The sequence below is a fragment of the Microcoleus sp. PH2017_09_SFU_O_A genome (assembly GCF_020738625.1).
Taxonomy (GTDB): domain Bacteria; phylum Cyanobacteriota; class Cyanobacteriia; order Cyanobacteriales; family Microcoleaceae; genus Microcoleus.
Genome location: NZ_JAEQCF010000003.1, coordinates 82,093 through 108,810, shown reverse-complemented (window position 1 = coordinate 108,810; position 26,718 = coordinate 82,093). Strand labels below are relative to the sequence as shown.

Genomic DNA, 26,718 nt, shown 5'->3' with positions numbered 1-26,718 from the left:
GTTTTTTTGATGGATTGTGTGAGAGAATTTATATGATGTTTTCGATCGCCTACCAACTGCTGCAACGGTTGTTTTTATTGGTTGCTCGCATTATTTTTGTGCGGGTTCTGGCTGCGATCGAGATTCTTTTAGCTCCGATCTCTTGGTACTCCAGGGTAAATCCCTTACACATTTGACTCCTAAAATTGACTTTACAGCTATTGCCAAATTGCTGAGGTTCCAAGTTGCTTGTAATGTGTAAAATTGAGTGTAAGTTTGAGGTATTGCTTGACGTTTTTGTCTGTCCGGAAGATTAGCGCGCCCTCGCCCAAGCTAGCAGTTCGGCGACTGCGACGGCGCCCGCAAGCAAGCGATCGCCCGATCGGTCGGTTCTTTTTATTATTATAGGACGCAAATCCGATCGCACTACGGCAACTCCCAAAGAATCTGAGATTAAGGATGAATCCGGTTTTTGTATCAGGATATAGATGGGATTTTTCCTATCTTTTCCCCCGAACTCCACCTGTTTTCCTCGTTTCTCTATGCGCTAGTAGCTAAAGTGACAACCCGAATAGCTGACAGGCATTTTCGGTTGTCTGCTGGGACAAAGTCAAGAGAGAAACTCCTCTCAATTTAGCAACTTGCTCGGCTACGTAGTAGACGTAAGCTGGTTCGTTGCGTTTTCCCCGCTGGGGTACGGGCGCGAGAAAAGGACAATCTGTCTCGACTAGGATGCGATCGCTATTTACCATACAAGCTGATTCTTGTATTTGCAAGGCTTTTTTAAAGGTGACTGTGCCGCTAAAACTGATGTAGAAACCCAGGTCTAAAAACCACTGGGTTTCTTCGGGCGTGCCTCCCCAGCAGTGCATCACCCCGCGTACTGGGCCGCGTCTTTCCCAAAAGTTCCGCAGCATTTCGGCCATTGGGGCGGCGGCGTCGCGACAGTGAATAATGACTGGTTTGTCAAGTTCCTGGGCAATTTCAAGCTGTGCCTCAAACACTTTAAACTGGTGTTCGCGATCGTCAGCCTTAAAAAAGTCTAGTCCAGTTTCGCCGATCGCCACTACCCGAGAGTCAGAACTTGCTAATTCCCTAATCAGGCTTGCAGTTTCGTCTTTCCACTTGGCGGCATCTAGGGGATGAAGCCCCACCGCAAAAGAGACTTCTGCAAACTGATTGGCAATTGCTTGAATTCCAGCAAACTCTTCGGGTTCTACACAAGAATGAACCAATCGAACTACACCAGCTTCGCGCCAGCGTTCTCGAATGGCTTCTAACTCCGACTTGAAAGTCTGAAAGTTGATATGAACGTGAGTATCGATGAGCTGCATGGGGGAATGGGAGAGTGAGAGAGTAGACGAGGGGGAGAGTGGGAGAGGGGGGGAGTGGGAGAGGGGGAGAGGGGGAGAGTGGGAGAGGGGGGAGAGGGGGAGAGGGGGAAAATCTTCTCTCTTCCTTCTTCCTGCTACTTTTTCTTCTTCTTCCTTCTTACTTCCTGCTGCTTTTTTCCTTCTTCCTTCTTCCTTCTTCCTTCTTCCTTCTTCCTTCTTCTGTCTTAGGATGCTACTTGTGTTTCGTGTGGCTTGATGGTTCTTGCCAAGCGGGACTTTTTGCGAGCGCCGTTGTTGCGGTGCAGTACACCTTTTTTCACAGCTTTGTCTATTTTGCTGTAGGCCTCAGACATCCGCTGCTGGACTTCTTGCATTAATTCTGGTGTCGGAGATGCGGCGTATTTATCGACGGCTGCAAAATACTTTTTCATCAAAGTTTTTACCGCTGACTTGTACGACTTGTTGTACAAGCGGTTGCGCTCGGCGATTTTGACTCGTTTGACGGCGGACTTAATATTTGCCATAGTTCAGTTTGTGGAAGTAGGTATTGATTGATACATCATAGTCTCAAGATAGTCTCAAGACACGGAGATTTTGAGGGACAATCTTTTCGGGTGGGAGCCACAAAAAGCTTGATTTTTTTAAAGCTGAGTCAGCCATGAGCCGATCGATCGGATTCAAGCTGAGCCTGGGGCTACTTTTTCAAGGGCGATCGCGCAATAATTTTTAATTGACTCATTTAACTGCCTTTTTTTTTACCTCTGACGATACCCAAAGGTATGACAAGGGTGCGATCGAGGCGTCTTGCGGGGTTTCCACCGTCACGAGTTAAATTCACGGTTTATTGCGCGCAATTTTCAAGTATACAATAACTTGGCGTTTTTTTATAAAAAATTATCAGGTGTCGAAAAAACTAATATAGCATCGATTCGGCTCAAAATCCCATTCCCTGAAAAATCCAAGTTAAGCTATAACAAAGAGTACGGGTTATTTGGGCTTCGTCGAAGGAAGAGGGAAGAAGGAAGAAGGAAGAAGGAAGAAGGAAAAGGGCAGAAGGAAGAAGGAAAAGGGCAGAAGGAAAAGGGCAGAAGATTTTTCCCTCTCCCCCTCTCCCCCTCTCCCCCTCTCCCCCCTCTCCCCCCTCTCCCCTCTCCCCCTCTCCCTCCGCACCCGATTCTCTGGCGAGCAATTTCTAGAAAAGCTCTCAGTGTTGCAAAATCATCGACAGAGATTTATAACGCTGCACTGAAGCCTTAGAAACTCCCGCGAGTCTCGCGGTTTAAGCTTGTGGGCTGGTGGTGGCTGACTTGTCCAGGAGATAGCCACAAAAATCCCCAATTGTCAAGCAAATGTTAGTGAATTATTGACGGCATTCCTAATCTCCATGCTGCGAATTATTACTCAGTGGGTTGAGGCGCAAGCTGAACTGCGACGAATCTGCGATCGCACCCACGACGAACTTGTTATTCACAAAGAAGCCACCGTGCGCGAGGTGCTGCAAGCTGTAAGACGCAAAGGCGATCAGGCTGTGCTGCAATATACTGCTGAATTTGACCGCATCACCCTAAATGCGACAGATTTGCGCGTGAGTGGCGCCGAATTGGATGCTGCTTATCAGCAAATATCGAAAGAATTATTAAATGCGATCCGGCTTGCTTGTAAACAGGTAGAGGCGTTTCACCGACAGCGTGTGCCCAAATCTTGGGTGCAGTTTGGTGATGACGAGATTGTTTTGGGTAAGCGCTACACGCCAGTCGATCGCGCGGGAATTTACATCCCTGGCGGTCAGGCGTCCTATCCGAGTTCGGTGATCATGAATGCGGTGCCTGCGAAGGTCGCCAAGGTGCCGAAACTGGTGATGTGTACTCCCCCCGGACAGGAGAAGAAAATGAATCCTGCGGTGCTGGTAGCGGCTCAGGAGGCGGGAGTTGATGAGATTTATCGGGTTGGCGGGGCCCAGGCGATCGCAGCTTTGGCCTACGGTACCGAAAGTATTCCCAAGGTAGATTTAATCACCGGGCCGGGGAATATTTACGTCACGCTGGCGAAAAAACTGGTTTACGGAACAGTCGGGATCGATTCTCTGGCGGGGCCGTCGGAGGTGCTGATTATTGCTGATGCTACGGCGAATCCTGTACACGTAGCTGCGGATATGTTGGCTCAAGCCGAGCACGATTCGATGGCGTCGGCGATTTTGCTGACGGCGGATTCGGTGTTGGCTAGAAAGGTGGTGGCTGAAGTTGACAGACAATTGGTAAATCACCCGCGCCGGACTTTGACGGAAAAGGCGATCGCCAATTACGGTTTAGTTGTAGTAGTTGAGTCTCTGAAGGCGGCGGCGGAACTATCTAACGAGTTTGCTCCCGAACACTTGGAATTGCAAGTGGCAGATCCCTGGGCCCTGCTCGACCAAATTCGGCACGCTGGGGCGATTTTCCTGGGCTGTTCAACACCCGAAGCTGTGGGCGATTATTTGGCTGGCCCGAATCATACTTTACCGACATCTGGTGCTCCGCGCTATGCTTCGCCGCTGGGTGTGGAAACTTTTATGAAGCATTCGAGTTTGATTCAATATTCGCCGGCTGCACTTAAGAAGGTGGGTAGGGCGATTAATGTGTTGGCGGAAGCTGAGGGTTTACCTTCTCATGCCGATTCGGTGCGCTTGCGGACTGAAAATGAGGGAGGGTGATGAGTTTTAGATGGTAGAGTTGAGGTTGGCGATCGAGATTTACGCACTTCGGGCTTAAGAAACCCGGTTTCTTTCAATAAGCTGTTGCACATTTAAATTGTATATTCGGGACGGGCTAGAAGCCCATCCCACAAGAGTTTTTAAGTGATTTTTGACATACAATTTAAATGTAGGACAGCTTATCTTGCGTAAATGACGCAATTATGTTAAGAAACCGGGTTTCTGTGTAGTAATGATGCTGTTGGTGGGAAGCGCTAAATTGTGGAAAGTAGGCGACTATCAATGAGAAGTTTAAAGTCTAATATCTGAGATTTAAAGGTGCATTATATTGGATACTCTTTTGGTGGCGATCGACAATTCTGAGTTTGCAGCACAGGTTTTGCAAGCTGTGGGGCAGTTTAAACTAGAACCTACGGCGAAGGTGATTTTAGTTCATGTTGTGAGTTCTGATACGCTGGATTTTGATGCGGTGGTCGATCGACCTCACGCTCAGGGAAATGAGATTGCTTATCGAGAAGTAGAGAAGTTGTTGCAATCTTATCAGGAAATGTTGCCTTGCCAGAGTGAGTTGGAGATTGTGGCGGGGGAACCGGCCGAGGAGATTTTGCGTTTGGCGAATATTTATAAAGCGGATTTAATTGCGATCGGCTGTCGGGGTTTGACTGGTTTGAAGCGGATTTTGGAGGGTTCGGTGAGTGCTGAGGTTGTGGCTGAGGCTCCTTGTTCGGTGCTGGTTGTGCGGGCTAAGTAGGGGGAATTGAACCGCAGGGATGGACAGTGCGATCATAGGCTGATTGATATTTTACTAAATTTCTTTCTGGATCAAGCCTTCCATAGAATAATTATGAGCGTGACTCTTAACATCCCTACAATCAATGATAATCTGAACGATTTTGACAATCTGTTTCAGCTTTCGGAGCAACTAAATGAGGATTGCTCAGAAGTAATTATTGACTTTTCTAAATGTTTTTTTCTCAGACAAAATGCCGTAGCTTTTCTGGGAGGATTGATTCGTATCATTCAATCCCGCTCGATAAAATTAAACATTAATTGGGATAGTATTCATAAGAACATAAAAATGAATCTTGAACAAAACGGATTCATGTATACTTTTTGTGAGAATAAAGAACCTTGGCAGGGTAATTCTATCCCTTATCGAGAAGATAAAAAACAAGATAAAGATGGCTTGGTTGACTACCTAGCAGAAAAATGGCTAGGACGAGACTGGGTTGATATAATTGACATACTCACCGTGCTGAAGCAGCGGTGATTCTTGACGCTTCATCGACTGACGCTACGGTCGTAGTCTTACTCTGTCTCTGCGCCCATTTAGAGTCGTGGCAATGCCCTATCCCGACTATATGTATCGTTTCGTTTGAAAACATAACAATACTTTTTATTTTGCTTCCAGGTTGGGTTTTAACCATTGCCCTTCAGTCTTTCCCTATTACTGGATCAGTCTCGGTTTCAACTCGGAATGAGTATATATCGCTGCAATCTTAGGTGGGAATTTCAACCAATTAAATTCTAACATAAAGCCGTCCTAGAAGGACAGGGCTTGTATCCCAATTTTTTGGTCAAAAATTGCAAAACGTCATCGTAGGAACTGTTTGGGAGATATACGCTAACGCCTTTGAGCATGGGCAAACAGAAATCGGAGTCTTTAGCTGTGGACAGCACTACCCTAAAAAAAAGGAACTAAAACTCACTGTGATTGACTTCGGTGTTGGGATTCCCCAAAATGTGCGCCTATTCCGAAAACTCTCGGATTTACCAGCAGACGAAGCCCTAAAATGGGCATTTGAAGCAGGAACTACAACCAGGCGCGGTGATGTTGCTGGGGGTGTTGGACTTGACTCTCTGAAAAGATTTGTAAAGATGAATGGAGGAAAATTGGAGTTTTTCAGTCACAATGGGTATGTCCTGATTAACAAAGATGAGGAAACTTACCAAAATCGCCCAACCTTTTTCGGAGGGACACTGGTTAACATTACTCTCCAATGTGATGAAGCCATTTATGTGCTGGCTTCTGACACCGACGGCGACGCCCCACTTTTCTGAGGGAACTTCTGAAATATGAAATCTTACAAGATTGGCACTTTGATTGGGAAAACTTGCATGACACCCGATGACGGTATGAAGGTGTATGAGTTGACATACCCCGAACTACGGGCAGAGCACGCTGTAGAGCTTGACTTTGCTGGTGTAGAGATTTTTGCATCTCCGTTCTTCAATTTTGCCATTGGACAGCTACTTAGGGATATCTCCCCAGACACTTTAAACCGTCTGCTGACATTTTCTCATCTTAATACTGTAGGCAATCAAATACTCAAACAGGTGATTAAGAACTCAAAACGCTACTACGCAGCAGATGATGCAACCCGCAATGCAATCAATGAAATTGTCAGCCAACAGGTGGGAAATGTATAATGGCAATCCAATATACAGTCAAGGCTGAGGTAGTTAATATCCAGTTTGACACACCTCAAAAAGATGACATTTTTCTGGTAGATACTAATGTCTGGTACTGGCTGACTTACACTCCAGCCAGTACCTCTGCGAAAAGCTATCAAATAAATGATTATCCTGCTTATTTAACAAAAATTATTTCTGCTCAAGGATTGCTTTTATATTGTGGGCTTTCTTTGGCAGAGTTAGCACATAATATTGAACAGGCAGAACGAGCAATTTTTTCGGCTACATTAAACACAAAAGAATATCGCCATAACGAGCCAACAGAAAGAGCTAACGTAGTAGCTGAAGTTCTAGCTGCTTGGGGTCAGGTAACATCTATTGCTGTATCGACTGATGTGACTATTGATGAAACTACAACTAACGCATCTTTAACCAGATTTCAAACTCAACTTTTAGATGGCTACGATCTGCTAATTCTCGAAGCAATGGATAAAGCAGGGGTAGTTCAAGTAATTACTGATGATGGTGATTATGTGACTGTTCCTGGTATCAAAGTTTTTACTGCTAACCGCAATGTAATTACGGCAGCAAGAAATCAAGGTAAGCTGATTACTAGATAAGAAATAAGACCAAATGCTTCATAAGTAATCAACACGCGATCGCAGCAGATATACTGTCTCTATTAAGCTTGCCAATTCGTCAGCGGCAATTAAGGCTACATTTTCGCCGTCAGAGCGTGTGATGATGATGGATTTGATTCATCCCATTTGTGCTGAGTCGATCGGGCGATCGATTTCCCTAGCCGGCGTTGCTGACTTACAGTATGAAGGGCTAAATATGCAAATCCTAAAAACCATTGTCAACAAAGCTTCTGGATTTTTGCCTGGTTCTTTTTCATCCTCCGATTAAGCAACGCCCCCTAGCCCTACTTCCCCTTCCCAGTCAAAAACTCCCGCAGCCGCAACAAACTAGCGGTTTGTCCCAAATTCAGCGGTAGCAGCGACACTCCCTCCAACCGAGACTGCACCCAACCGTCGCCCCAATACCACTCGTGAAACCCGTCAATTCCCTGACTCAACAACAGTCGCAGACAATTTGACTCTGCAATCTCCACATAGTGCTGCACCGCTACCGGGCCAATCCAACTTGTGAATGTCAATTCGCGATCGAGCAATTCGGGCAAACCCTGAGAAAACTGCTGAGGCCACAGCCACTGCTGCAACTGCACCGGACGCACCAAACTGTCTCGAATCGCAGTCTCCGAAGCTTCAACCTCAATCCGCAGTTGGCTTTGTTGAAAATTACCTAGCATAGCAATTTGAAATTTTATATAGGAGCTTTACTTAACTTAAATGTAACGTAATTGCATGGAGTTCGATCGGGCGGGCTAGAAGCCCACCCCACAAGAAAATTCATTGTCAACTCGTTCTACTCGTTACCAGGCTGGAGCCTGGTAACGTAGATCCGGAGGCAGAGCCTCCATTTTACACACTGACGAGGCAGAGCCTCTAGATCTCGCTTCCCAGGCTCCAGCCTGGGAACCAGTTAATTTATCTCTTGTGGAACAAGCCGAAAAGCCTGTTCTTAAAAATACCGCTAAACATTCGATCGCACATTAGCGTCCATCCGCATTCATCTACCATAAAAAATTTAAGATTTTCCATAGAAACCAGCATCAAAAACCCCATTTTTGTATCCAATTGTTAAGCTCTGTTGCATTTCATTTAAATCTCCCATTCTCACCCCACAGCAGAGAAACTCCGTGATACCATCACATCTGACTGGTAAAGACTTATAGAAAAAATTGGGAGAAAAGCTTTGACACTACGGGTTGCAGTTGTTGGATCGGGGCCAGCGGGTTCTTGCGCCGCCGAAACATTGGTAAAAGCAGGCATCGAAACTTATTTATTTGAACGCAAATTAGACAACGCTAAACCCTGCGGTGGGGCAATTCCTCTGTGCATGGTTGAAGAATTTGACTTGCCACAAAGTATTATCGATCGCCAAGTCAGAAAAATGAAAATGATTTCCCCCTCCAATGTAGAGGTGGATATCAACATCGAAAACGAACACGAATACATCGGTATGTGCCGCCGCGAAGTCCTCGATGGCTTTTTGCGCGATCGGGCCGCTTCCTTAGGTGCCAAACTGATTAACGGTACTGTTCACACCTTAGAAATTCCAGGCAACAACACCGACCCCTACATTCTCCACTACGCCGACCACTCCAACGGCACCGCTGTGGGAACTCAGAAAACCCTGAAAGTGGATTTGGTAATCGGGGCTGACGGCGCTAACTCCCGCGTAGCAAAGGCGATTGATGCTGGTGACTACAATTATGCGATCGCCTTCCAAGAGCGCATCCGCCTCCCAGAAGATAAAATGGCTTACTACGAAGGTCTAGCCGAAATGTACGTCGGCGACGACGTTTCCACCGACTTCTACGCCTGGGTGTTCCCCAAATACGACCACGTAGCCGTCGGTACCGGCACGATGAAAGTCAATCAAGCTGATATCAAAAAGCTGCAAGCCGGAGTCCGCGCCCGCGCTGCCAAAAAACTCATGGGCGGTGAGATCATTAAAGTGGAAGCTCACCCCATCCCAGAACATCCGCGTCCCCGCCGGGTTGTCGGCCGAGTTGCTCTCGTAGGCGACGCTGCTGGTTATGTTACCAAGTCTTCGGGCGAAGGTATCTATTTTGCGGCTAAGTCTGGCCGGATGTGCGCTGAAACTATTGTGGAAATTTCCAATAAGGGCGCGCGGATTCCGACTGAACAAGAAATTAAGCTGTATCTGAAGCGCTGGGATAAGGCTTACGGTATTACCTACAAAGTGCTTGACATTTTGCAGCGCGTGTTCTACCGTTCCGATGCTACTCGCGAAGCTTTTGTGGAAATGTGTGCCGATCGCGATGTGCAGAAACTCACATTCGATAGCTACTTGTATAAGACTGTAGTACCGGCTAATCCCTTGATTCAGATGAAGATTACTGCGAAAACCATTGGTAGCTTGTTGCGCGGTAGTGCTTTGGCGCCTTAATCTCTGGCGAGTTATCACACTTTGTATAATAATCCGGAGATCCCCCCTAGCCCCCCTTAAGAAGGGGGGGACATGAGTATTCTGAAAGTTCCGCTGCGATGAGGGGACAGGAATATTCTCAAAGTCCCCCTTCTTAAGGGGGATTTAGGGGGATCGAGACTCGGGGATCAGCGAGATTTATCAAGGCTTTCAGGCTTCAGTTGACAGGAATGAGCAGTGCTGTATCCCTACAGATAAGCTGCTCAATCGGAAATCCCCTCCCAATTTTGAATTGGGAGGGGATTTTAAGCTTTTTTCCGATTTAGGGACAGTCCTTTTTTTGGGTTAGTTCAAGTTCAATTGCACTAAGGTGTCGGGGGCGAGGAAGTGGGAAATGTGGTAAGCTCGCTCTTCTGTTTTTAGCAGGATTTTTTCGTAGAGGTAGCGCGTAGCTCGATCGCCCAAACTTTCTGCTTGTCCTGCTTGACGGCGCAACAAACCGATTATAGCTTGTTCGGCAGTCAAATCGTGTTCCAGCATTTGGCGGCACGAATACACGCCGTCGGCTTCCGGAGCGAAACAGCACATCTCGGCTAACTTGCTAAAGCTAGCTACGGGTATGCCGCCCAATCCGTTCAACCGTTCGCCCAATTCGTGGACGCTATCTTGAGCTTCTCCGTAGCTTTCTTCAAAGAATTTGTGCAAGGAGTAAAATTCTGCTCCTTCCACGACAAAATGATGTTTTTGATATTGCAGGTATAGAGCCTGAAAACTCGCCAGCAGGGCGTTCATTCCTTCACAAATCGGTGCTGTGACTGAATGTTCTAACAAAATTGGGTTTTCAGCTATGTGACCAAACGGTCTCAATGCACTCTGAATCTGGGCCATTAGTGTTTTCCTCTCAATAGGCAGTGATTGTTGCCAATAGAGTTAGTCTAGCATCCTAAATTTAGCAGTCAAGCAGGGTCTGGCTTCATAGTGATAGAGTTTCGAGAGTAGGAAAATTTTTTTGTAAACCTATTGAGAATTATTAGCAGTTGCGTTATGCTGGAAAAAGATGCTCGTTCTGAGTGCTTCCTGAATGTGGGGCGAATCCTCCGAAGGCAGAAAGCAGCAGGCAAAAGGCTAAATTTTTCAGAAAGGGCTTTTGACAATCCTTGATTCTCTTCTGAAATCTGGCTTTTAACTTCTGCTCGCTATCAGTCCGGGTAAAAATTAATGCAAATTATTATTGTTGTCACAAGATGAATCCAGCCGATCGAGAGTTAGAAGTTTGTGAGATTGTGCAAGTTAGTTGGCTAGACAGGTGGCAAGTTTACAAACGCTTGCAAGAACTCGAAATCCCCTGCTGGTGTGCGGTTGACCAACCTTTGCGGGCAAAAGTCAACACTGTCAGACAAGCTGCTCAGCTAATGAGCGTGTTGAGGCAAGTTAGTGCCCCTCGGCGCGAACTGGTTCAGTTGCTGGAGTGCTGCTGGCAAATCGGATAAAGCCCGAAGGAAGAAGGAAGAAGGAAGAAGGAAGAAGGAAGAAGGAAGAAGGAAGACGGAAGACGGAAGAAGGAAGACGGAAGAAGTAAAAATAATGATGCGATTCAACGCATAAATACCTTCACTGGCGACGTTTTCTTGTCAAGTTTGATAATTTTCACCGAACAGTCAACCCAGGAGTTATGACAATGTATAAGTCTGGCAAGCAAGTTTCTGAATTCAGCCTAGAGGGAGAAATCCTCAGCCTGATTATTGAAGATGGTTATAAACTTAAATATTTGCGTATTAGCAGCGATCGCAAAGTAGAATACCTTGTTAAACTTTCCAAGGAATTGCGGTCATTTTTAGCGCCTGTTTTGACTCCTGGGTTGAGAGTTCAAGTTGCAGGTGAGAAAGAACTCAATTTGAAAAACGGTAAAATAAAACTGAAAGCTCACAGCCTCACTCTGGCTCGGGGCCACAACGATCGATCGCTCGAACACCTCGACTCTACCAGCGTACCTGCTGGGGTACTGACATCCGTTGGCGCGATCGGCAAAACCGAAGTCACCACTCCCACAGCAGCTCAAACTGTCAAAGCTGCGGCAAAAACTCAAACCAAAATATTAGTGTGTCAAAAATCTGACTGCCAGAAGCGGGGCGGCGCAGCAGTCTGTAAAGCTTTAGAAAATGCTTTGAATGCACGGGGTTTAGAAGAGCAAGTGACTGTTCAGGGAACCGGATGTCTCAAACAGTGCAAAGCAGGGCCAAATATAGTGGTGATGCCGGACAAAACTCGCTACAGTCGCATCAAACCGGCAGAAGTTCCAGCAATTGTTGACAAACATTTTGCAGTTGTTAAAGTTTAGCCGATCGCAGGAAATCTCGGAATGCCCGAATGTCGGAGTCCCCAATCGGAGAATTTTGCTTGTGACCAATGCCCTGCTTGCCCTGCTTGCCCTGCTTGCCCAATAACCAATAACCAATAACCAATAACCAATAACCAATAACTAGGGGCTTTCTTTTAGATAATCTATAAGGATAGACTGTATCTGAGACCCTGTGACTATTGGGATAAAAAGCCATGTCAGAAGCTGATCTTCGAGCCAGTCAGCACCAACCCCACCCTGCTGTTCGATCCGAGAACGAAGGATTGCAGTCAAATTTTGCTGCTGCTGGGGGTTTTGAGCCGATCGCCCCCCGTCCGACAGATACTCCCGCAACGGTGCCCCAACAGCCAGAAGAAGACTGGCAAACACTAGATTTTCCCAACGCGATCAGCGTAGATGCAATTCCCACAACACCCTCCCCGAACAATTTGCCATCTCAGACACAGCCGCCAGAGGTGGGATCGCCCGTGATTTCAGACAATCTCAAAAATCTGCTTGGGAATGCCGAACAGGCTAAGAACAAAGGATCGACACCAGTTACCCTCATGCAAGCGCTGCACGAATGCAACCGCGACCTTTTGCAGCGAATCGCTCAGCTAGAAACAGCCCTCGAAGAGTCCCACAACAAATTGGAGAATCGCGAAACGTTACTAGAACAGCGGACTGCTGAACTAGAAAGCATTCAAGAACAATTGACGCGACTGTTTGGGAAAGTGGAAGTTTCCCATCAAACTCTGCAAGGTCAAGAAATTTTAGTGGAAAGTTTAAGCAGTCAGTTGACAACCAGCCAAACCAGGTTAGCGATTGTGGAGCGAGAATGTGCGTCTACTGTGCAGCGCTACAACGAACAGTTTCACCAGCTAGTAGCTACCGAAAATGTTTGCAGGGAATTGCGATCGCGCTTGCACCGCCAGCAGCGCCACACTCTGCAATTTAAAGCTGCTTTGGAAAAAAGTCTGGAAAGGCCACAGAAATCTCCAATTATTGAGCCACCTGACGAGGCGGAAGATAGCGCCCACAAGCAATTAGAATCCTTGCTAGCGGCAGTCAGAAGCTCTCAGAGTCCCCTGCCACCAGCCTTCAACGCTGCCCCTGTCCAAGCTTGGTCAGATCCCGAAGAGCATCTAGAGGCAGCGCTTGCTGAATATGCGATCGACCCTGAGTCGATCGCAAATATGGAACTTAACAAATTAGCCCAAGCATCCGGCATTCAATTGCAGAAGACCGAAACCTACCAGCCGTTTGAGCCAGCAACAAACTCGCCCCTTGGGGTTGCGGAACCTCAACTGCCGGCGGCTGAGCCTGAACCTGAACCAGAAACTGCTGCGCCCACCTTAGGCAGCCAAGAATTGGCTAAGGCGGTTCAAATTTTGAATTCAGTGGAAACCTTTGGCCTTCAGGAAGTGCGATCGAGTGCGGTCAAACCTACAGCAGCCGGACAACCCGAGTGGCTGACCTTGATTTCCAATCCGTTGCGGGCTTCTAAAAAACGTCGATCGCTGGCTGAAATTGAATTGCCGAGTTTTCGATAGCAAACGCAAGTTGACAGTTGACAGTTGACAGTTGACAGTTGACAGTTGATAGTTGACAAAAGAAGGAAGAGGATTGGAGTAATCAATCGTCTTCTTTTAATTTCTCCCGATCAGGGTTCCGGCTTTAAACCAATTCTTTATGGTAATTGGTAATTGGTAATTGGTAATTGCTCAAATTTACCAATTACCAAAAAGACAGATCGTCGTTTGGGTTTTGACCGGAAAAATATTATTCCGAGTGCAGTGCGAGCGTCTCGCTCGCGTGTTCAACGTCAGCGAGATCCTCGCGTGTTCAACGTCAGCGAAACGCTCGCACTCAGCTATCAACTGAAAACTCTTTTTTCCCCTTTCCCATGCCGTAGGTGAGAGCATAGCTGGTAGCCAACAGCCACAGCCAAACACCCGGATATCTGGGTTCCAACCAAGGCTGTACCTTGCGGGCGAAACTGGGTAGCCATCCGAACAGCCAACTAGCTAAAGCCAACAGAGTAAAAGTCAAGTAACTCCCCAACCAGCGCCAAACATCCCCCAAGGTGACAAAATCTAAAATCCACAGCAGGAGAGAAGGATTTTTTCCGGCTGCTTCAATCGCCAATCGATTGAATGTTAACCAATCGACTCTATCTTTGATAAAAGTTTCGGCTACGGTGAGTTCTTGTCCTGCCAAAATGCCGAAGAAGGTATTGAGAATTGAATTAATTCTCTGGGGCGGCAAACTGCGGCCGGTGGGAACCATCATCCCTTTAGAAAACAGCCAAGTTACTGACACATTGCTCTGGTAAGCGCGAATTTGGTTTAAGTGATTGGCACTTAATAAATCGTGTTTTAATGCTGTATCCAAAAGGTCAGTTAAGCGGAAAAGATTGCGGACGAGGGAGCCGAAACCGGTGAATACTAAGGGAGATTGCAAAGATGCTGCATCGCCGATCGCAATTAGGCGATCGACTGCCACGGCGCGATCGCTGCTGTTGCTGCTAAAATGCCCCGGAATATAACCAAAAGTCGGCTTTTTCCACACCAATTTGTCGATATCGCAGCGACGGTACTCCGGCAGAATAGCGAAAAAGTCCTCGTACAGTTCTAGCAAAGAACCGGGATTTTCGGGATGTACTTGGTGGTAGTGAAATAGATAAACTGTCAGTTCTCCACCAGCAGCGGGAAACAGTTCCCAAATGAGCTGGCGCCCCCGGGAGATGTCGCCGTGACTGTAGAGAACATCCCCGTAGTCAGAATCCCAAACTCCAGGCTCAAATCCTCCGTCAATGGCAGCTCCGACGGTGGGGCAAACGCTGTCAAACGCCCGTCCTCCGTTCAATTGCCAAGCGATGGGAGAAGCTGAACCCATGGCATCCACGAGCAGTCGGGCGGAGGTTGTGCGATCGGCTTTTGTCGGCAAGTGGCTGGCTTGAACCACTACTTTTTTTGCTTCAACATCGGCTCTAACAAATTCAGTTTCGTCCCAAATTTCCCCACCAGCTTCTGTTAGCTTAACTCCCGCCAAATACAGCAATTTTTCGCCATCTAAGGCTATATTCAGCACCTTCGGCGTGTGCAAGACTGGGGCTTGAGCAACGGTTGGATTGTTAGCATCAAAAAACTTGTTATAGCCATCTTTGTATTCTCTAGCAATCAAAGTTTCGATTTCCGCAGCCGTAAACAAACCCAAATCAATTAAGCTTTGAATTTCATCCCGCGAAATATTCCACTCGCGATTCATCCGCCCGAAAGGCATTCTTTCCAGCAGCAGCACTCGGTAGCCCAATCTCGCCATGACTGCGGCGTGAATTACCCCCAACGCCCCGCCAATATAAATCAAGTCGTAAACAGTATCCCCAACATCCGACACCGAAACTGTGCCTTCTTTCTTCTCCCCTCTTCCTTCTTCCTTAAAACTATCCCCAACATCCGACACCGAAACTGTGCCTTCTTCCCTCTTCCCTCTTCCTTCTTCCGACTTCCCTCGGACTTCTTCCTTCTTCAAAAACACTACTTGCTTTGGCGCTTGAGGATTGCGAGTACCTTCACGCCAGCGCTGCTCCCACCAGTAGACGCGCTGGAGGTCGTATTCGCCTTTGGGCATTTTTTTGAAGTATTTGACGGTAAGGGGGTAATAGGGGGCAAGAGCTTCAAAAATTGACTGTTTGGAGAGGTCTATAACGGGGGGTTGGGGGTATAGCTCTGGAAACTTGTTTCTTACAGCCAGATTCAAAGTTTCCAGGAACTTTCTTTCTCCAGCGGGTGCGTCTTCGATACGAAAGACTTTTAAATAAGTTGTGCGCTGGACTGACCAGACAAAGGTGGAAAGTTCTGTCGATCGCGAATTGCGGTTTTCGGAATTGCTATAGGCGAATGTCGGTTTTAGATTAGCATTTTGAGATCCAGATTTGACCAATTCGGCTGCTGTTACGTTGGAAAGCAGGCGAAAACCGTCAGGAGTAATAATTTTTTCTCCGATTCCGGGATCGAATTCCTGTTGCAACCAAGTGCAGACGGCTGCTGTATCGGGTGTCGGGACTTCTAAATAAAGAATTTCTTGCATTTTAATGTCTCAATTCTCAATAAATTCATAAAGATGGGGGAGTTGACAAGGGAGCAAAGTAGGCTATACTCCCAAATACTTATTTAGTTTTAAATAAGTTTACATTGTTCTCAGATTTTTAGCTAATTGGCTGGAAACCCCGCAGTGGCTGAATATCTACTTTCTTCGGTATGCAATTTCATGAATTATCCCATTCCTACGAATCCTCAAGAAATGATTGCTTTGCGACAGCAGCCGCTGAATGAAGAATTGGTGGCATCTGCGATCGTGGGTGTGGTTCAGATTGCCCGATCGCGATCGCAGTCTTTGGATGAGTTAAAGGCTGAGGTACTGGCGGACGACAATCTGCTCGATTTGACTCAAAGGCGCTGGCTGAGTGAGATTGTGGCTCAAGCTTGGGAAAATTTGCCCTAAATTGTCAAAATCAGAAGCATTCGCCAGTGCGATCGAGCCGGGGACAATAAGCTGATGACAGCTACATTGTCCGGTAGAATTGGCGATCGTGCAAAAATTATAGACTTATGGCATAAATCTTTGATTGGGGAAACCGCAGATAAACGCAGATAAACGCAGATGACTTTCAAGATAGTTTGAGTTTCACAGGTTAGCTGCGTTTATTAAGTATTTTAATATGCCAATAATTTGACTGATATTATCAATAAAATAATCATTTAAATCCACTTCCATAATTTGATTGCTAAGTCGTAAAAATTTCCAGTTTGTTCCGGTTGTGACCACTCCATATATTTCGGAAATATTATTGTTTCGTCTTTCATTAAAAATTTGAGCTGCAATCATTTCTGCCATACATTGTGGCAATCCAGCTTGGATATCATCATTTTTAGCTTCTACTAAGGCGACAACCGGGGCTTTAATTAAAAGTTGTTCTGGAGAACGACTAATTAGAAAATCACAAAAACCAGTCAATCCTTTTTCTAAATCTACATTAAACTCTTTTCCTGAAAACAAGCTAATTTGATACTTAAACTGCTTTCTCAGTTCTACTAAAATAGGTGTAACAATTAATTCTGAGCGAGCTTTTTCGGTATTAATTGCTAAAGCTAAAGAGATATTTTCTTGCAGGGTTTGACTGAGAAGGTCGCTATACTCGGATTTGGGTAAATTGGCAAAAATACCAACTTTGTCAGCAATGGTGATGCCAAAGTTGGTTTCAATCATTTCTAGGTTGATGAATTGACTGTATGACATTCTTTTAAAAGTGCGATCGGGAACTAAATCTAAATAAAAGTCGGCGGTTGAAACCGCATCTACACAAACGATGTCCGCCTCCGCGGACTAAGAAATAAAGGGATATTAAAGTTTATAAGGCTTAGCCACTAACGCAATTCAACTTCTCGCTTAACTTCTGCTAAAACCCGATCGCCCCGCGTCAACCGATATTCAGCGCGCCACACTCCGGGAGTCAGGGGAGAATTTGTGCTGTTTCTTTTGCCGACATAACGCAACCAAGTGCGGCTGGGGGCTGGAATTTCCTTGCTGTCGTTGACGATAGTTTTGCCATCGGGTGCAAATATTTTGTATTGTTCGCGATCGCCCTTGAGGACTCCGTAACTCTGCACCCAAAACAATAAAACCGGACTGTTGACAGGTAGTTGAGTTTCCGAAAATTGTCCCGCCCAGACAGTATTCTCATCCGGCGGCTTGGGGGCAAAACCGGCGCGAATTAAACCGGTAGAAACATAGTCGATCGGCTTGTCCCAAATTGGATTGCGGGCAATGTTGCAGCCTAACTTCGCGTCTGGCCCCACAAACGGATCTACGGGCTTGCCTTGATAGCGAAAAGTGATGTGTACGTGGGGGAAAGAGGCTAAGCCAGAGTTGCCCACCATGCCCAAAACAGTGCCTTTTTGTACCTGCATTCCCGGTTTGACAACAAGGCTGTTTTGGCGGAGGTGGCAATATTGGGCTTCCCAGCCGTTGCCGTGATCGATTACCATACCGTTGCCGCATTCTGTACCTGCGACGTTGGTTTTGTCTGTCTGGTTTTGCAAACGCCGATCGACTACACCATCTCGCACTCGCAAAACTTTCCCCGCAGCGGAGGCGACAACGGGGACTCCTTTAGCCATTGCTTTGGCGTCGGGAATGGCAAAATCTATGCCGTCGTGCCCGTCGTAGGTTTGGCGCCCGCAGCCGAATTCAACGGCGCCAGGGCTTGGATCGCGATCGAAATAGTGCATGACAAAACAGTCTTTTCCTAGGGTACAGGCGATCGGCTGACCGAATTTCGGGCTGTTGGGCTGTTGGGCGACTGCTGAGGAGACGAGGCGTTGGGCGATCGAGTTGGCTTGGGCGATCGGCGCATTAACTCCCGTGTTATTACCACAGCTAGAAATAGTTGTCAACCCCACGGTCAACAAAATTGTAGAAATCTGTTTTTTTGATAGTAAAATCATTCGCCGGTGGGATGTAAAGCTGAGGTGGGTAGTGAAAAATCAATTAATCATTCAAAATACAGTTGCTCAGGAATTTAGACGATCGATCGGGTGTTTTTGTTTCCTAGATTTGTGGCAATACGAATTATGAACAATATTGCTTAGAGGATTTCATCTGTAGGGAAACGGCAGGGCTATTTCCGGCGGGGAGTTATGCAAATAACCGATAATTTCTATGGAATTAATAATTGTAATTGCTACGGTGCGTCAATCGATTTTAGATTTTAGATTTTAGATTAATTCCACGGATAAATCCGGGGGAAGAGAGGATTTTTGATTTTCGATTTGGGATTGATTCCACGGATAAATCCGGGGGCTTATATAGCCTTTCTCAAAAAGATGAGGTATGACTGGCAGCCCACACAACCCTTCGACTAAGAGGGCTGAAGCCCAACAACGTACCTCATCTTTCTGACAACCGCTATACCACCTTTGAAATTCTTGGTCAGGGGGAAATTATTGAGTAAGTGGTTGCCAAATTCAGCCCTGATGTACGCTACATAACCACAATTTGCTTTTGGGTAAAACACATGGCAATTCCTTTTTCGTAGTAAGCCGCCTCGTTAATAAAAATTGGATAAACAATTGATTTACCTTCATACAAGACCGACTCGCCCTCAAAGGTCAAAAACATCGGATCGCCCGGATTCAATGCTTCATAATCTCTCGATTGTAGCTGAGGATGAATCATTGCCTGAATTTCTCCAGAGTTGTTTCTCGGATAGTCGATCGCCCGAATGCTTTGATAAATAGTCAGGGAATTATTGACAACGGGCATTGTGCCTAGATTGTAGGCTTCTGTGCAATCTAATATTGTCCCGATAACTTGCTCGGTTTGCTGAAACCAAGACGCATCTAAAACACCTTGCGCGACTGCGCCAACTTCCAGCGTACCGCCTAACTCAGAAATCGATCGCAACAAAGGACTATCTTGATGATTGCTTGGCGAAGCCAGTAACTTGAGGTGCGGATAGATAGAGGTTAAATAAGCTGCTAGTTGCAGGTTAAAGGGATGCTGGCTGGCGAGAATAAATGTTAGCCCCATGTTCGATGTGGTGCTGTGCAAATCGATGATTAAGCTTTGTTGCTCGGTGTTTTTTGAGCTAAAAATGTGGTATATCTCTTTCGCCCGCTGGGCTTCGTAGCTGGAGAGGTGGGGATTTTCTAAATCTTGCTGGCGAAAGCAGCGGTTGAGGTCGATATCGATGTAGCGTCTCCCAATTTCGCAGGCTTTGGGGTTGGCTAGCAGGGCGATTGTTTCAAAAGTCGATCGCCCAATTAACTCTGGCGCGCGATCGAACTTCTTCACAAGGTATACTCCTGTGAGTTCGTTTCCGTGGGTTCCTCCCACTATGGCAACACGTTTAATTTGATTCATAAACAAACAAGTTTCTATGCCAAGCCTACCATCATTTCAGTTCTCTTGGTAACACAGACCTCAGAAACCGGGTTTCTTTCCGTATTTATCATCACCTAACCAAAGATTAATAAAAACCCGGTTTCTCGCTCCCTGCGTAAACAACTGATATATGTCATTGCGACGAACGAAGCAATCTTAGTCTTGGCGATTGCTTCGTGCCTCGTAATGACAATTGCGGACGTTTATTTATAATAGAAACCCGGTTGCTCATCTCAATTTGCCAATTTTTCCGGATCTTCCAAATTCCTGCCTGAATAGAAACAAGATGGCGGGGAAACACACGCGGAGACTCAGGATATGACGCGCGATGAAGCACTACGACGAATTAATCTAGCTACTGATAAAAAAATTACAAAACTTGATTTGTCGGGATTAGAGTTGCAGGAATTGCCACCGGAGATTGGCAAATGTACGCAGCTTGAAAGTTTAGATTTAAGCGGTATTGGCTTAACAGAAATCCCAGAAATTCTCTGCCAACTCTCTCATCTGTCAGTGCTTGACTTAAGTTACAATCAGATTGCAGCTATCCCAGATTTTATCGCCCAACTATCCAATCTGACAGACCTTGACCTCTATAATAATCGGATTGCTGTCATCCCAGAAGCACTCGGAAAACTGTCAAAGCTGAAACTGCTCGATCTCAGTTACAATCAGATTACCGAAATCCCAGACTCTCTCGCCCAATTGTCGAATCTGACAGACCTCGACCTGTATAATAATCAGATTACCGAAATCCCCGACTCTCTCGCCCAATTGTCGAATTTGACAAAGCTTTACCTCACGCACAATCAGATTGCAGCCATCCCAGGGGCGCTAGGAAAATTAGCGAATTTGACACAGCTCAATCTCAGTAAAAATCAGATTGCAGTAATCCCAGAGGATCTAGCCCAATTGTCGCATTTGACAGAGCTTTACCTCCGATACAATCAGATTACAGCAATTCCAGAGGATCTCGCCCAACTCTCGAATCTGTCACAGCTTTACCTCAGCAGCAATCAGATTACAGAAATTCCTGAGAATCTCGCCCAAATGCCGAATCTGAGACAGCTTTACCTGAATGATAATCAGATTACAGCAATCCCAAGGGCGATCGACAGCATGGAGAATCTAGAAAAACTCGATTTGCGGGGAAATCCGATTCTAGGGGAAATTTGATATGATGGTTGGAGCGATCGCCATCGCGCAGAAATCGATCGCATTATAGTTTCCCATCAAACCGAATAGTAGAATAGTAGATAGCTAAAAGAGGGATTTTAGATATGGGACTGAATGAGTATTTTGATTTCTTAGCAGCGGATGATATTCGCATTAAAGGACATCGCATCGGGATTGAGACGGTGCTGTATGAGTATTTGTATCGGGAACGCACCGCCGAAGAAATTCAGCAACTCTATCCATCTCTAACTTTAGCAGAAGTTTACACAACTATTTTGTATTATTTGCTTAACAAGGAATCAGTAAGTCGATATATACAAGATTGGTTGGAATGGTCACATCAGCAGCGAAAAATGCAAGCAGCAAATCCCCATCCGGCTGCGGAAAGATTGCGAAAATTGAAGGCTGAACGGGAAAGACAAACTGCGATTCAGGGTGCTTGAGAGAAATGGCGCTTAAATATTTGATGGATGAGAATGTTACGCCAATTTATGCGACACAACTTCGCCGGAAACGCCCCGATCTAGTAGTTTGGGCAGTGGGCGACATTGGTACGCCTCCGAAAAGTACGCTCGATCCGGATATTTTGATTTGGTGTGAAGATAATCGTTTTATTTTAGTGACGAACAACCGCAAGTCAATGCCAGTTCATCTGGCAGATAATATGGCTGAAGGCAGACATATTCCAGGGATTTTCATTCTCAACTCAGATTTAAGTATTGGGCAAAATATTGAGGAATTAATTTTGATTGCTGATGGTTCATTCGATGATGAATACCAAGATCGGATTGTCCATCTCCCGCTAACATAAACCGAGTGGCCAGAAACCGGGTTTTTGCGAGAATTGTTGGTGACAGCGCAGAAACCCAAAAAAACCCGGTTTCTTAGATTGTCGCGGGGGCCAGAAACCGGGTTTTTGCGAGAATTATTGGTGACAGCCCTAGATATGGGAAAAAACCCGGTTTCTTAGATTGTCGCGGGTGGCCAGAAACCGGGTTTTTACGAAAATTGTTGGTGACAGCGCAGAAACTCAAAAAAACCCGGTTTCTTAGATGGTCGCGGGTGGCCAGAAACCGGGTTTTTACGGAAATTGTTGGTGATAGCGCAGAAACTCAAAAAAACCCGGTTTCTTAGATGGTCGCGGGTGGCCAGAAACCGGGTTTTTACGAGAATTGTTGGTGATAGCCCAGAAAACCATAAAAACCCGGTTTCTTAGATGACGATGCGCGATTCTTTCCCCACCAACCAAAAAATCCTGTCACAATCAAATGAAGACTACGGGGAGACAAAAGATATGACGCGAGAAGAGTTGTTGCAGTTAATCGACAAAGCGGCTGATGAGGGCCAGACAGAATTGGATTTGGCGGGGTTGGGGTTGGAGGAGTTGCCGCCGGAGATTGGCAAGTGCACGCAGCTTGAGTCGTTGGTGTTGGGGAAGTTCGATGAGGAGAAACGAAAATGGGTTGGGAATAAGTTAACTGAGTTTCCTGATGTTGTTCTTCAATTAACCAACTTAAAAATACTTTTGATTCCTAAAAATCAGATTACCTCCATCCCCGATGCGATTTGGCAACTGTCTAATCTGACACGGTTAAACCTCAGTGACAATCAGATTACCGTCATCCCAGAGGCGATCGGGCAACTGTCGAATCTGACAGACTTTTTTTTATGGAGAAATCAAATTACGGTCATCCCAGAGGCGATTTTGCAACTGTCGAATCTGACAAAGCTTCTCCTCAGTCAGAATCAGATTACCTCCATCCCCGATGCGATTGGGCAACTATCCAATCTGACAAATATTCACCTCTTTTACAATCAGATTACCTCCATCCCCGATGCGATTGGGCAACTGTCCAATCTGACACACCTTTACCTCTATAACAATCAGATTACAGTAATCCCAGAAATGATCGCTCAATTATCCAATCTGACAGAGCTTTACCTCTGGAACAATCAGATTACAGTAATCCCAGAAGCGATCGCCCAACTTTTCAATCTGACAGAACTTTCCCTCAGTAACAATCAAATTGAAAAGATTCCCGAATGCTTAGAAACACTCCCAAAACTTGAAAAACTCGACCTCCGCAACAATCCCCTGCCCATTTCTCCAGAAGTTCTAGGCGACACAGAAAACCCCGGTACTCCAGCCGCCATTTTCAACTACCTGCGCCAACTCCGCAGCGGCGAAGTCCTCCCCCTCAACGAAGCCAAAGTCCTCCTCGTCGGCCAAGGTAGCGTCGGCAAAACCTCCCTCATCAACCGCCTCACCCACAACCAATACAACCCCAACCAGCCCCAAACCGACGGACTAAACATCACAAACTGGCAAATTACAGTCAACACCAAACCAGTCAAACTCAAAGTCTGGGACTTCGGCGGACAAGAAATCTACCACGCCACCCACCAATTTTTCCTCACCAAACGCAGCCTCTACCTCCTCGTCTCCAACTGCCGCACCAGCGAAGACGAAAACCGCCTCGAATACTGGCTGAAACTGATCGAAAGCTTCGGCGACGCCTCCCCCGTCATCCTCGTCGGCAACAAATGCGACGAACAACCCCTGGATCTCAACCGCAAAGCCTTGCGCGATAAATATCCCAACATCAAAGCGATTATCGAAACTTCCTGCCAAAGCGGCACCGGCATCGACGAACTCCGCAGCGCCATCCACACCGAAATCTCCCAACTCAAAGAAGTCTACGACCTTTTGCCGCTAAGCTGGTTCCAAGTCAAGCAGCGCCTGGAAAACCTCGACAAAGACTTCATCAGCATCAGCGAATACGCCACCATCTGCGCCACCGAAAACATCCTCGCAGAAACCGACCAAACCCAACTCATCGGACTGCTGCACAACCTGGGCATTGTCCTCAACTTCCGCGAACACCCCATCCTGCAATCCACCAACATCCTCAATCCCCACTGGGTGACTGAAGGCATCTATGCCCTTCTCAGCGACGACGCACTCAAAGTCAAAACCAAAGGCATTCTCACCTACGCCGATCTCAGCCGCATCCTCGACTCAACTAAATATCCCAGCCACCGTTACAACTGTCTCACCGAGTTGATGGGCGAATTTCAACTCTGTTTCCCCCTCAGCCATTGCACCCCACGGACTTTCCTCATCCCCGGCATTTTGCCGAAAGAAGAACCGGAAAACACCAAACTCGAAGGCGAAACCCTGGAATTTCAATATCACTACCGCATTCTCCCCGACAGCATCCTCTCGCGTTTCATCGTCCTCATGCACGAGAAAATCCACAACTGCACCCACTGGCGCACGGGGGTAATGCTGGAGTACACCGAAGGCGCTGAAGTGTACAATATCGCCCGAATTAAGTCTGACCCGGAAGATGAGAAAATCTCGATCGCGGTTAGCGGGCGGGAATCGACGCGCCGTTCTTTTCTGAGTATGATTCGCGATACGTTTACCAAAATCCACAATTCTTTTGCGAATCTGGAAATCAGTCAATGGGTGCCGGTTCCGGGTTATCCCGATGCCGATCCGCTGGATTACGAGGAGTTGCTAGGATTGGAGGAGATGGGAGAGAATACGGTGCGTGTCGGGAAACTTAAACTTAAACTGGATTTGCGGCCTTTGTTGGATGGGTATGAGTCGATCGAACTTCGGCGCATCAGGCAAAGGGGCGATGACAAATATGGAAGAGAATATGATGACCTTGTAGATATCGCTAAACTAGCAGTTAGTAGACCAATTATTAATAAAGCAGAAGCTAAAGTTATGACTCAAAATTCTCCTCAAAGCAACGACTTTTCCGGCGCACACATCGGCAGCATGGCGCTTGCGAATGAAGTGAAAGACAACGCCCAACAAACAGCCTCTGGTGGCATTGAAATCAATAACGCGAATACGGCGGAAATTATCAAACTAATTTCATCGATGCGTGAAACCGCGACGCAGTTTCCTGAAGACATTCGCGATGGGATAATTATTGATATTGAAGATGTCGAAACTGAAATTAAGAAACCGGAAAATCAATGGAGTAAAGCTAGATTAAAGAAGAGCTTGACTGCGATGATTGCGGCGGGTACTGCGATCGCGATTCCGATCGCAGGGATGACTGATTTTGCTAGTAGTGCGATCGATTTAGGTCAAAAAGTGGGTATTGAAATCCAGCTACCGTCAGCACGGTAAATATGGCCCAGAAACCGGGTTTTTTACGAAATACTTCGTTCCAACCCACAAATTCGCTGAAAACCCGGTTTCTTTATTCAGAGTGCATCATTCCTATTGTATTTAGCGGTTAAGAGGTATGATAGTAATAAGTAAGTTATTTATCAATTGATTATGTCGGCCAAAGATGTTTTTGATGAAGTTGTCAAAACAGCTTTGCAAAAAGAAGGCTGGCATATTACCCACGATCCGTTTCCGATTAGTGTGGGCGGTGTCGATATGTCGATCGATCTGGGAGCAGAAAGGCTGATTGCAGCAGAAAGGCAAGGCGAAAAAATTGCCGTTGAAGTTAAAAGCTTTTTGACAAAATCGTCGGCAATCTCCGAATTCCACAGAGCTTTGGGGCAGTTCATTAATTACCGAGCTGCACTGAAAGAAAAAGAACCGGATCGCATTTTGTACTTGGCTGTGCCATTAATAACTTACGAAGAATTCTTTCAACTAGATTTTCCGAAAGCAAGAGTGGAGGAAAATCAGCTAAAAATGATAGTTTATGATACAGCAATTGAGGTAATTGTTAAATGGAAAAACTAATCAAATATCGGCAAATTGTACAGCAAATGTTAATGGAGTACGGCAACCGCAAACCTGCCCACGGAGATATTGAAGTCGAGACAATTCTTGATACAGAACGAGATCATTACCAAATCTTCTATGTGGGCTGGGACAAACAGACTAGAGTGCATCACTGTAGCATTCACATTGATATCAAGGGCGGGAAAATTTGGCTGCAATGGAATGCGACTGAAGATGATATTGCTGAAGATTTAGTCATAGCCGGAGTTCCCAAGGAGGACATTGTGTGGGGATTTCAGCCGCCGTTTATGCGAAAGTTTACTGGTTATGCAGTAGAATAGATCGCGAATGATGAAATATGCTTGCTACTTGTTGCTATTAATCTGTTTTTTCTGCGTCGCGCTTCCGGCTGAGGCTTCTGTCTGTCGCAACTATCAAGGGCGCGAGATTTGCATTGTCGATATCAAGCGCAGTGCGAAAAACTACTGGGAATACAGGGTAATTCTGAGTGTTGATGGAGTCAAGCAGCCTCTGGAAGTCTACAATTGCCGCAGCCACAGTACAGTTAAGCAAGATGGCACGGTTTTGGCGTTTGGACAAAACAATCCTGGTGAATTTGTCTGCCGTTTTTTCAATAGGAAATAGAAAACTTTTTCAATCAACTCTTGTTGTTGTAATCAGATGTCTTATATTATAATGAGTGTCTGTCTGTTTTGCTCTTCATTCTTCTTTTATCTGTTTTATGTGCGGTACTGGAAATGGCGGGATTGTATCGAGGCTGCTAATTCTAGCTGTATCACGCCAGATGGCGATATTCTGATTGGCGGTGGTGCTTTTTGGATAGTTCCAGCAGTTGTATTTTTCGTGCCTTTTGCTGTAATTCTCTGTTTGAATTTCTGGAGGAAATGTAGAGTTACAGAAGGCGATGAGGATAATCAGAAATGAATCTTTAAGACTCAATATTGTTAGGGTTTTTCGCATTTAAATTGTGGATTTGGGACGGGCTAGAAGCCCATCCCACAAGAGGTTTTTGATTTTTTATACACAATTTGAATTGTATATTTGGGACGGGCTAGAAGCCCATCCCACAAGAGTTGGAGAAGCCCATCCCACA

At 46.1% G+C, this 26,718-nt stretch carries 31 protein-coding genes and 1 pseudogene; 22 read left to right on the top strand and 10 right to left on the bottom strand.

Annotated features, from left to right (window positions below; translation table 11 throughout):
• Window positions 1–32: 32 nt before the first annotated feature.
• Entirely contained in the window at window positions 33–176 is a 144-nt protein-coding gene (locus JGK16_RS01790) for a hypothetical protein (protein ID WP_293178531.1), read from the top strand.
• Window positions 177–292: 116 nt separating this feature from the next.
• Here the strand turns inward: JGK16_RS01790 and JGK16_RS01785 are convergent, their stop codons facing one another.
• The 3 genes from JGK16_RS01785 to rpsT form a co-directional block, all read right to left on the bottom strand.
• Window positions 293–502 (bottom strand): hypothetical protein, encoded by a 210-nt coding sequence (locus tag JGK16_RS01785; protein ID WP_293178534.1) that lies wholly within the window; start codon window positions 500–502, stop codon window positions 293–295.
• A 31-nt stretch (window positions 503–533) separates the two neighbouring features.
• Window positions 534–1,313, bottom strand: coding sequence for a TatD family hydrolase (locus tag JGK16_RS01780; RefSeq protein ID WP_293178537.1), 780 nt, complete (start codon window positions 1,311–1,313; stop codon window positions 534–536).
• 224 nt (window positions 1,314–1,537) lie between these two features.
• A complete protein-coding gene (gene rpsT / locus JGK16_RS01775; protein ID WP_293178540.1) occupies window positions 1,538–1,837 on the bottom strand; it encodes a 30S ribosomal protein S20 in 300 nt (99 codons plus the stop codon).
• A gap of 349 nt (window positions 1,838–2,186) precedes the next feature.
• Here rpsT and JGK16_RS01770 point away from each other — a divergent pair, with 349 nt between their 5' ends.
• From JGK16_RS01770 to JGK16_RS01740, 7 genes are all read left to right on the top strand, one after another.
• Entirely contained in the window at window positions 2,187–2,570 is a 384-nt protein-coding gene (locus JGK16_RS01770; protein WP_293202700.1) for a hypothetical protein, read from the top strand.
• Window positions 2,571–2,697: 127 nt separating this feature from the next.
• Window positions 2,698–4,002, top strand: coding sequence for a histidinol dehydrogenase (gene hisD / locus JGK16_RS01765; protein ID WP_293178546.1), 1,305 nt, complete (start codon window positions 2,698–2,700; stop codon window positions 4,000–4,002).
• Window positions 4,003–4,327: 325 nt separating this feature from the next.
• Window positions 4,328–4,753 (top strand): universal stress protein, encoded by a 426-nt coding sequence (locus tag JGK16_RS01760; protein ID WP_293189415.1) that lies wholly within the window; start codon window positions 4,328–4,330, stop codon window positions 4,751–4,753.
• A 93-nt stretch (window positions 4,754–4,846) separates the two neighbouring features.
• Entirely contained in the window at window positions 4,847–5,272 is a 426-nt protein-coding gene (locus JGK16_RS01755) for a hypothetical protein (RefSeq protein ID WP_293189383.1), read from the top strand.
• A gap of 314 nt (window positions 5,273–5,586) precedes the next feature.
• A complete protein-coding gene (locus tag JGK16_RS01750; RefSeq protein WP_293189385.1) occupies window positions 5,587–6,063 on the top strand; it encodes an ATP-binding protein in 477 nt (158 codons plus the stop codon).
• A gap of 15 nt (window positions 6,064–6,078) precedes the next feature.
• Complete coding sequence (locus JGK16_RS01745) at window positions 6,079–6,432, top strand: STAS-like domain-containing protein (protein WP_293189387.1); 354 nt, start codon at window positions 6,079–6,081, stop codon at window positions 6,430–6,432.
• Window positions 6,432–7,037 (top strand): hypothetical protein, encoded by a 606-nt coding sequence (locus JGK16_RS01740; RefSeq protein WP_293189389.1) that lies wholly within the window; start codon window positions 6,432–6,434, stop codon window positions 7,035–7,037. The genes JGK16_RS01745 and JGK16_RS01740 overlap by 1 nt, the downstream gene beginning before the upstream one ends.
• 36 nt (window positions 7,038–7,073) lie before the next feature.
• On the opposite strand, the pseudogene JGK16_RS01735 reads toward JGK16_RS01740, so the two are convergent.
• Window positions 7,074–7,166: pseudogene (locus JGK16_RS01735) on the bottom strand (prevent-host-death protein); the annotation flags it as partial.
• On the opposite strand from JGK16_RS01735, the gene JGK16_RS01730 reads away from it, so the two are divergent.
• A complete protein-coding gene (locus tag JGK16_RS01730) occupies window positions 7,159–7,326 on the top strand; it encodes a hypothetical protein (protein ID WP_293189391.1) in 168 nt (55 codons plus the stop codon). The pseudogene JGK16_RS01735 and the gene JGK16_RS01730 sit on opposite strands and share 8 nt — an antisense overlap.
• 16 nt (window positions 7,327–7,342) lie before the next feature.
• On the opposite strand, the gene JGK16_RS01725 is transcribed toward JGK16_RS01730, so the two are convergent.
• Window positions 7,343–7,729: a hypothetical protein gene (locus JGK16_RS01725; protein ID WP_293189393.1), complete on the bottom strand. Its 387-nt coding sequence runs from the start codon at window positions 7,727–7,729 to the stop codon at window positions 7,343–7,345.
• Window positions 7,730–8,235: 506 nt separating this feature from the next.
• Between JGK16_RS01725 and chlP the strand changes: the two genes are divergently transcribed.
• Window positions 8,236–9,456 (top strand): geranylgeranyl reductase, encoded by a 1,221-nt coding sequence (gene chlP, locus JGK16_RS01720; protein ID WP_293178567.1) that lies wholly within the window; start codon window positions 8,236–8,238, stop codon window positions 9,454–9,456.
• Between the two features lie 324 nt (window positions 9,457–9,780).
• Here chlP and JGK16_RS01715 read toward each other — a convergent pair whose 3' ends face one another.
• On the bottom strand, window positions 9,781–10,323 hold the full coding sequence (locus tag JGK16_RS01715; protein ID WP_293178570.1) for a Dps family protein: 543 nt from the start codon (window positions 10,321–10,323) through the stop codon (window positions 9,781–9,783).
• 356 nt (window positions 10,324–10,679) lie between these two features.
• Here JGK16_RS01715 and JGK16_RS01710 point away from each other — a divergent pair, with 356 nt between their 5' ends.
• The 3 genes from JGK16_RS01710 to JGK16_RS01700 all read left to right on the top strand — a co-directional run bounded on the left by JGK16_RS01710 (window position 10,680) and on the right by JGK16_RS01700 (window position 13,326).
• Window positions 10,680–10,925, top strand: coding sequence for an Asr1405/Asl0597 family protein (locus JGK16_RS01710; protein ID WP_293178573.1), 246 nt, complete (start codon window positions 10,680–10,682; stop codon window positions 10,923–10,925).
• A gap of 182 nt (window positions 10,926–11,107) precedes the next feature.
• Window positions 11,108–11,773 (top strand): (2Fe-2S) ferredoxin domain-containing protein, encoded by a 666-nt coding sequence (locus JGK16_RS01705; protein ID WP_293178576.1) that lies wholly within the window; start codon window positions 11,108–11,110, stop codon window positions 11,771–11,773.
• Between the two features lie 215 nt (window positions 11,774–11,988).
• Window positions 11,989–13,326: a hypothetical protein gene (locus tag JGK16_RS01700; RefSeq protein WP_293178579.1), complete on the top strand. Its 1,338-nt coding sequence runs from the start codon at window positions 11,989–11,991 to the stop codon at window positions 13,324–13,326.
• Between the two features lie 316 nt (window positions 13,327–13,642).
• Here JGK16_RS01700 and JGK16_RS01695 read toward each other — a convergent pair whose 3' ends face one another.
• Window positions 13,643–15,865, bottom strand: a complete 2,223-nt coding sequence (locus JGK16_RS01695; protein WP_293189395.1) for a flavin-dependent dehydrogenase — start codon at window positions 15,863–15,865, stop codon at window positions 13,643–13,645.
• A gap of 180 nt (window positions 15,866–16,045) precedes the next feature.
• On the opposite strand from JGK16_RS01695, the gene JGK16_RS01690 reads away from it, so the two are divergent.
• Window positions 16,046–16,279: a hypothetical protein gene (locus JGK16_RS01690; RefSeq protein ID WP_293153381.1), complete on the top strand. Its 234-nt coding sequence runs from the start codon at window positions 16,046–16,048 to the stop codon at window positions 16,277–16,279.
• Between the two features lie 183 nt (window positions 16,280–16,462).
• Here the strand turns inward: JGK16_RS01690 and JGK16_RS01685 are convergent, their stop codons facing one another.
• The 3 genes from JGK16_RS01685 to JGK16_RS01675 form a co-directional block, all read right to left on the bottom strand.
• Window positions 16,463–17,074: a hypothetical protein gene (locus JGK16_RS01685; protein ID WP_293189397.1), complete on the bottom strand. Its 612-nt coding sequence runs from the start codon at window positions 17,072–17,074 to the stop codon at window positions 16,463–16,465.
• Window positions 17,075–17,202: 128 nt separating this feature from the next.
• Window positions 17,203–18,282 carry a M23 family metallopeptidase gene (locus JGK16_RS01680; RefSeq protein ID WP_293189399.1) on the bottom strand — a complete coding sequence of 360 codons (1,080 nt, stop codon included), beginning with the start codon at window positions 18,280–18,282 and terminating at the stop codon, window positions 17,203–17,205.
• A 535-nt stretch (window positions 18,283–18,817) separates the two neighbouring features.
• On the bottom strand, window positions 18,818–19,699 hold the full coding sequence (locus tag JGK16_RS01675; RefSeq protein ID WP_293178591.1) for an aspartoacylase: 882 nt from the start codon (window positions 19,697–19,699) through the stop codon (window positions 18,818–18,820).
• Between the two features lie 339 nt (window positions 19,700–20,038).
• On the opposite strand from JGK16_RS01675, the gene JGK16_RS01670 reads away from it, so the two are divergent.
• The 8 genes from JGK16_RS01670 to JGK16_RS01635 all read left to right on the top strand — a co-directional run bounded on the left by JGK16_RS01670 (window position 20,039) and on the right by JGK16_RS01635 (window position 26,549).
• Complete coding sequence (locus tag JGK16_RS01670; RefSeq protein ID WP_293189401.1) at window positions 20,039–20,896, top strand: leucine-rich repeat protein; 858 nt, start codon at window positions 20,039–20,041, stop codon at window positions 20,894–20,896.
• A 104-nt stretch (window positions 20,897–21,000) separates the two neighbouring features.
• The gene (locus JGK16_RS01665; protein WP_293178597.1) at window positions 21,001–21,339 is read left to right on the top strand and encodes a DUF433 domain-containing protein; all 339 of its coding nucleotides are present in this window, start codon (window positions 21,001–21,003) and stop codon (window positions 21,337–21,339) included.
• 5 nt (window positions 21,340–21,344) lie between these two features.
• On the top strand, window positions 21,345–21,707 hold the full coding sequence (locus JGK16_RS01660; RefSeq protein ID WP_293189403.1) for a DUF5615 family PIN-like protein: 363 nt from the start codon (window positions 21,345–21,347) through the stop codon (window positions 21,705–21,707).
• Between the two features lie 405 nt (window positions 21,708–22,112).
• Complete coding sequence (locus tag JGK16_RS01655) at window positions 22,113–25,049, top strand: COR domain-containing protein (RefSeq protein WP_293189405.1); 2,937 nt, start codon at window positions 22,113–22,115, stop codon at window positions 25,047–25,049.
• 153 nt (window positions 25,050–25,202) lie between these two features.
• Window positions 25,203–25,622 carry a XisH family protein gene (locus tag JGK16_RS01650; protein WP_293189407.1) on the top strand — a complete coding sequence of 140 codons (420 nt, stop codon included), beginning with the start codon at window positions 25,203–25,205 and terminating at the stop codon, window positions 25,620–25,622.
• Window positions 25,610–25,945, top strand: coding sequence for a XisI protein (locus JGK16_RS01645; RefSeq protein ID WP_293183425.1), 336 nt, complete (start codon window positions 25,610–25,612; stop codon window positions 25,943–25,945). The genes JGK16_RS01650 and JGK16_RS01645 overlap by 13 nt, the downstream gene beginning before the upstream one ends.
• A 7-nt stretch (window positions 25,946–25,952) precedes the next feature.
• The gene (locus tag JGK16_RS01640; RefSeq protein WP_293189409.1) at window positions 25,953–26,249 is read left to right on the top strand and encodes a hypothetical protein; all 297 of its coding nucleotides are present in this window, start codon (window positions 25,953–25,955) and stop codon (window positions 26,247–26,249) included.
• Between the two features lie 36 nt (window positions 26,250–26,285).
• Complete coding sequence (locus tag JGK16_RS01635; RefSeq protein WP_293189410.1) at window positions 26,286–26,549, top strand: hypothetical protein; 264 nt, start codon at window positions 26,286–26,288, stop codon at window positions 26,547–26,549.
• Window positions 26,550–26,718 lie beyond the last annotated feature (169 nt).

Excerpts from the sequence above, each read along its gene's own strand:
- JGK16_RS01740 (WP_293189389.1), top strand. The coding sequence starts at position 6,432 with ATGGCAATCCAATATACAGTCAAGGCTGAGGTAGTTAATATCCAGTTT.
- JGK16_RS01655 (WP_293189405.1), top strand. The coding sequence starts at position 22,113 with ATGACGATGCGCGATTCTTTCCCCACCAACCAAAAAATCCTGTCACAA.
- JGK16_RS01695 (WP_293189395.1), bottom strand. The coding sequence starts at position 15,865 with ATGCAAGAAATTCTTTATTTAGAAGTCCCGACACCCGATACAGCAGCC.
- hisD (WP_293178546.1), top strand. The coding sequence starts at position 2,698 with ATGCTGCGAATTATTACTCAGTGGGTTGAGGCGCAAGCTGAACTGCGA.
- JGK16_RS01670 (WP_293189401.1), top strand. The coding sequence starts at position 20,039 with ATGACGCGCGATGAAGCACTACGACGAATTAATCTAGCTACTGATAAA.
- JGK16_RS01640 (WP_293189409.1), top strand. The coding sequence starts at position 25,953 with ATGATGAAATATGCTTGCTACTTGTTGCTATTAATCTGTTTTTTCTGC.
- JGK16_RS01680 (WP_293189399.1), bottom strand. The coding sequence starts at position 18,282 with ATGATTTTACTATCAAAAAAACAGATTTCTACAATTTTGTTGACCGTG.
- JGK16_RS01755 (WP_293189383.1), top strand. The coding sequence starts at position 4,847 with ATGAGCGTGACTCTTAACATCCCTACAATCAATGATAATCTGAACGAT.
- JGK16_RS01650 (WP_293189407.1), top strand. The coding sequence starts at position 25,203 with ATGTCGGCCAAAGATGTTTTTGATGAAGTTGTCAAAACAGCTTTGCAA.
- JGK16_RS01685 (WP_293189397.1), bottom strand. The coding sequence starts at position 17,074 with ATGTCATACAGTCAATTCATCAACCTAGAAATGATTGAAACCAACTTT.
- rpsT (WP_293178540.1), bottom strand. The coding sequence starts at position 1,837 with ATGGCAAATATTAAGTCCGCCGTCAAACGAGTCAAAATCGCCGAGCGC.
- JGK16_RS01660 (WP_293189403.1), top strand. The coding sequence starts at position 21,345 with ATGGCGCTTAAATATTTGATGGATGAGAATGTTACGCCAATTTATGCG.
- JGK16_RS01730 (WP_293189391.1), top strand. The coding sequence starts at position 7,159 with ATGATGATGGATTTGATTCATCCCATTTGTGCTGAGTCGATCGGGCGA.
- JGK16_RS01745 (WP_293189387.1), top strand. The coding sequence starts at position 6,079 with ATGAAATCTTACAAGATTGGCACTTTGATTGGGAAAACTTGCATGACA.
- JGK16_RS01725 (WP_293189393.1), bottom strand. The coding sequence starts at position 7,729 with ATGCTAGGTAATTTTCAACAAAGCCAACTGCGGATTGAGGTTGAAGCT.
- JGK16_RS01665 (WP_293178597.1), top strand. The coding sequence starts at position 21,001 with ATGGGACTGAATGAGTATTTTGATTTCTTAGCAGCGGATGATATTCGC.
- JGK16_RS01675 (WP_293178591.1), bottom strand. The coding sequence starts at position 19,699 with ATGAATCAAATTAAACGTGTTGCCATAGTGGGAGGAACCCACGGAAAC.
- JGK16_RS01635 (WP_293189410.1), top strand. The coding sequence starts at position 26,286 with ATGTCTTATATTATAATGAGTGTCTGTCTGTTTTGCTCTTCATTCTTC.
- JGK16_RS01700 (WP_293178579.1), top strand. The coding sequence starts at position 11,989 with ATGTCAGAAGCTGATCTTCGAGCCAGTCAGCACCAACCCCACCCTGCT.
- JGK16_RS01690 (WP_293153381.1), top strand. The coding sequence starts at position 16,046 with ATGAATTATCCCATTCCTACGAATCCTCAAGAAATGATTGCTTTGCGA.
- JGK16_RS01710 (WP_293178573.1), top strand. The coding sequence starts at position 10,680 with ATGAATCCAGCCGATCGAGAGTTAGAAGTTTGTGAGATTGTGCAAGTT.
- JGK16_RS01715 (WP_293178570.1), bottom strand. The coding sequence starts at position 10,323 with ATGGCCCAGATTCAGAGTGCATTGAGACCGTTTGGTCACATAGCTGAA.
- JGK16_RS01705 (WP_293178576.1), top strand. The coding sequence starts at position 11,108 with ATGACAATGTATAAGTCTGGCAAGCAAGTTTCTGAATTCAGCCTAGAG.
- JGK16_RS01645 (WP_293183425.1), top strand. The coding sequence starts at position 25,610 with ATGGAAAAACTAATCAAATATCGGCAAATTGTACAGCAAATGTTAATG.
- JGK16_RS01780 (WP_293178537.1), bottom strand. The coding sequence starts at position 1,313 with ATGCAGCTCATCGATACTCACGTTCATATCAACTTTCAGACTTTCAAG.
- JGK16_RS01790 (WP_293178531.1), top strand. The coding sequence starts at position 33 with ATGATGTTTTCGATCGCCTACCAACTGCTGCAACGGTTGTTTTTATTG.